This window comes from Reichenbachiella sp. MSK19-1 (assembly GCF_003590315.1).
Taxonomy (GTDB): domain Bacteria; phylum Bacteroidota; class Bacteroidia; order Cytophagales; family Cyclobacteriaceae; genus Reichenbachiella; species Reichenbachiella agariperforans.
In genome coordinates, this window is record NZ_MIER01000007.1 from 1 (window position 1) to 3942 (window position 3942).

Annotated in this window: 1 protein-coding gene; it reads left to right on the top strand. The window is 50.1% G+C overall.

Annotation, left to right across the window (positions count from 1 at the left end; genetic code table 11):
• A partial coding sequence (locus tag BGP76_RS08470; RefSeq protein WP_370453785.1) for a beta strand repeat-containing protein occupies positions 1-3942 on the top strand: 3942 nt, incomplete at both ends.

The following is a 3942-nucleotide window of genomic DNA, read 5'->3' on the forward strand; positions in this document are numbered from 1 at the left end:
AGTAACGATCAATGGCGCAACGTATGCGGTAACCCCTGATGCAAGTGGCAACTGGAGTGTAGATACAGAAACTGCTACGCCAGCGAGTGGTACTTTGGGAACATTCAGTGATGGCAACACTTATCAAGTAGTCACAACTGTGACAGACGGAGCAGGTAACACAGCAACAGATGCGAGTACCGACGAGTTAGTGATAGACACAACTGATCCAACGACTCCAACAGTAGATGCTTTGACTTCTAACGATACAACACCAGTGATCAGCGGAACGACAGGCACAGGCGGAGCTTTGCCATCTGGCGAGACGATGACAGTAACGATCAACGGCGCAACGTATGCGGTAACCCCTGATGCAAGTGGTAACTGGAGTGTGGACACAGAGACAGCTACCCCAGCGAGTGGTACTTTGGGTGCCTTTAGTGATGGCAACACTTACCCAGTAGTAGCAACTGTGACAGACGGAGCAGGTAACACTGCAACAGATGGTAGCACCGATGAGTTAGTGATAGACACGACTGACCCAACCGTACCAACTGTAGTGAGTCAAACAACCTCAGACACGACCCCAGTGATCACAGGAACGACAGGCACAGGATCAGCATTGGCATCCGGCGAAACGATGACAGTAACGATCAACGGCGCAACGTATGCGGTAACCCCTGATGCAAGTGGCAACTGGAGTGTAGACACAGAAACTGCTACGCCAGCGAGTGGTACTTTGGGAACATTCAGTGATGGCAACACTTATCAAGTAGTCACAACTGTGACAGACGGAGCAGGCAATACAGCAACAGATGCGAGTACCGACGAGTTAGTTATTGACTCATCAGTACCAACGACTCCAACAGTAGATGCTTTGACTTCTAACGATACAACACCAGTGATCACAGGAACAACAGGCACCGGCGCAGCATTGCCATCTGGCGAGACGATGACAGTAACGATCAACGGCGCAACGTATGCGGTAACCCCTGATGCAAGTGGTAACTGGAGTGTAGACACAGAGACAGCAACGCCAGCGAGTGGTACTTTAGGAACATTCACAGATGGCAACACTTACCCAGTCGTAGCAACTGTGACAGACGGAGCAGGTAACACTGCAACAGATGCGAGTACCGACGAGTTAGTTATTGACTCATCAGTACCAACGACTCCAACAGTAGATGCTTTGACTTCTAACGACACAACACCAGTGATCACAGGAACAACAGGCACCGGCGCAGCATTGCCATCCGGCGAGACGATGACAGTAACGATCAACGGCGCAACGTATGCGGTAACCCCTGATGCAAGTGGTAACTGGAGTGTAGATACAGAAACTGCTACGCCAGCGAGTGGTACTTTGGGAGCCTTCAGTGATGGCAATACTTATCAAGTCGTAGCAACAGTGACAGACGGAGCAGGTAACACAGCAACAGATGCGAGTACCGACGAGTTAGTGATAGACACAACTGATCCAACGACTCCAACAGTAGTAAGTCAAACAACCTCAGACACAACACCAGTGATCACAGGAACGACAGGCACAGGCGGAGCTTTGCCATCTGGTGAGACGATGACAGTAACTATAAACGGCGCAACGTATGCAGTCACTCCTGACGCAAGTGGCAACTGGAGTGTAGACACAGAGACAGCTACGCCAGCGAGTGGTACTTTGGGTGCCTTCAGTGATGGCAATACTTATTCAGTCGTAGCAACTGTGACAGACGGAGCGGGTAACACAGCAACAGATGCGAGTACCGACGAGTTAGTGATAGACACGACGGATCCAACCGTACCAACTGTAGTAAGTCAAACGACCTCAGACACAACACCAGTGATCACAGGAACGACAGGCACAGGTGGAGCTTTGCCATCCGGCGAGACGATGACAGTAACGATCAACGGTGCAACGTATGCAGTCACTCCTGACGCAAGTGGTAACTGGAGTGTAGATACAGAAACTGCTACGCCAGCGAGTGGTACTTTGGGAGCCTTCAGTGATGGCAATACTTATTCAGTAGTAGCAACTGTGACAGACGGAGCAGGTAACACAGCAACAGATGCGAGTACCGACGAGTTAGTTATTGACTCATCAGTACCAACGACTCCAACAGTAGATGCCTTGACTTCTAATGATACAACACCAGTGATCACAGGAACAACAGGCACAGGTGCAGCTTTGCCATCCGGCGAAACGATGACAGTAACGATCAACGGCGCAACGTATGCAGTCACTCCTGACGCAAGTGGTAACTGGAGTGTAGATACAGAAACTGCTACGCCAGCGAGTGGTACTTTGGGAACATTCACAGATGGCAATACTTATTCAGTCGTAGCAACTGTGACAGACGGAGCGGGTAACACAGCAACAGATGCGAGTTCAGACGAGTTAGTGATAGACACAACTGATCCAACGACTCCAACAGTAGATGCCTTGACTTCTAACGACACGACTCCTGTTATTAGCGGAACGACAGGCACAGGCGGAGCTTTGCCATCAGGTGAAACGATGACAGTAACGATCAACGGCGCAACGTATGCGGTAACCCCTGATGCAAGTGGTAACTGGAGTGTAGACACAGAAACTGCTACGCCAGCGAGTGGTACTTTGGGAACATTCACAGATGGCAACACTTACCCAGTCGTAGCAACTGTGACAGACGGAGCAGGTAACACTGCAACAGATGCGAGCACCGACGAGTTAGTGATAGACACGACGGATCCAACCGTACCCACGGTAGTAAGCCAAACAACCTCAGACACAACACCAGTGATCAGCGGAACAACAGGCACAGGGGCAGCTTTGCCTGGAGATGAAAATATGACAGTAACGATCAACGGCGCAACGTATGCGGTAACCCCTGATGCAAGTGGTAACTGGAGTGTAGACACAGAGACCGCTACGCCAGCGAGTGGTACTTTGGGAGCCTTCACAGATGGCAATACTTATTCAGTAGTAGCAACAGTAATAGACGGAGCAGGTAACACTGCCACAGATGGTAGCACCGACGAGTTAGTTATTGACTCATCAGTACCAACGACTCCAACAGTAGATGCTTTGACTTCTAACGATACAACACCAGTGATCACAGGAACAACAGGCACAGGTGGAGCTTTGCCATCCGGCGAGACGATGACAGTAACGATCAACGGCGCTACATATAATGTAACTCCTGATGCAAGTGGTAACTGGAGTGTAGACACAGAGACAGCTACGCCAGCGAGTGGTACTTTAGGAACATTCACAGACGGCAACACTTACCCAGTTGTAGCAACTGTTACAGACGAAACAGGCAACACAGCCACAGATGGTAGCACCGACGAGTTAGTGATAGACACAACTGATCCAACGACTCCAACAGTAGATGCTTTGACTTCTAACGATACGACTCCTGTTATCAGCGGAACGACAGGCACAGGGGCGGCATTGCCATCAGGTGAAACGATGACAGTAACGATCAACGGCGCAACGTACACAGTAACCCCTGATGCAAGTGGCAACTGGAGTGTAGATACAGAAACTGCTACGCCAGCGAGTGGTACTTTGGGAGCCTTTAGTGATGGTAACACTTATCAAGTAGTCACAACAGTAACAGACGGGGCAGGTAACAGTTCAACGGATGCGAGTTCAGACGAGTTAGTGATAGACACGACTGACCCAACGACTCCAACAGTAGTAAGTCAAACAACCTCAGACACAACACCAGTGATCAGCGGAACGACAGGCACAGGTGGAGCTTTGCCATCCGGCGAAACGATGACAGTAACGATCAACGGCGCTACATATAATGTAACTCCTGACGCAAGTGGCAACTGGAGTGTAGACACAGAGACAGCAACGCCAGCGAGTGGTACTTTAGGAACATTCACAGATGGCAACACTTACCCAGTCGTAGCAACTGTTACAGACGGAGCAGGCAACACTGCCACAGATGCGAGTACCGACGAGTTAGTTATTGA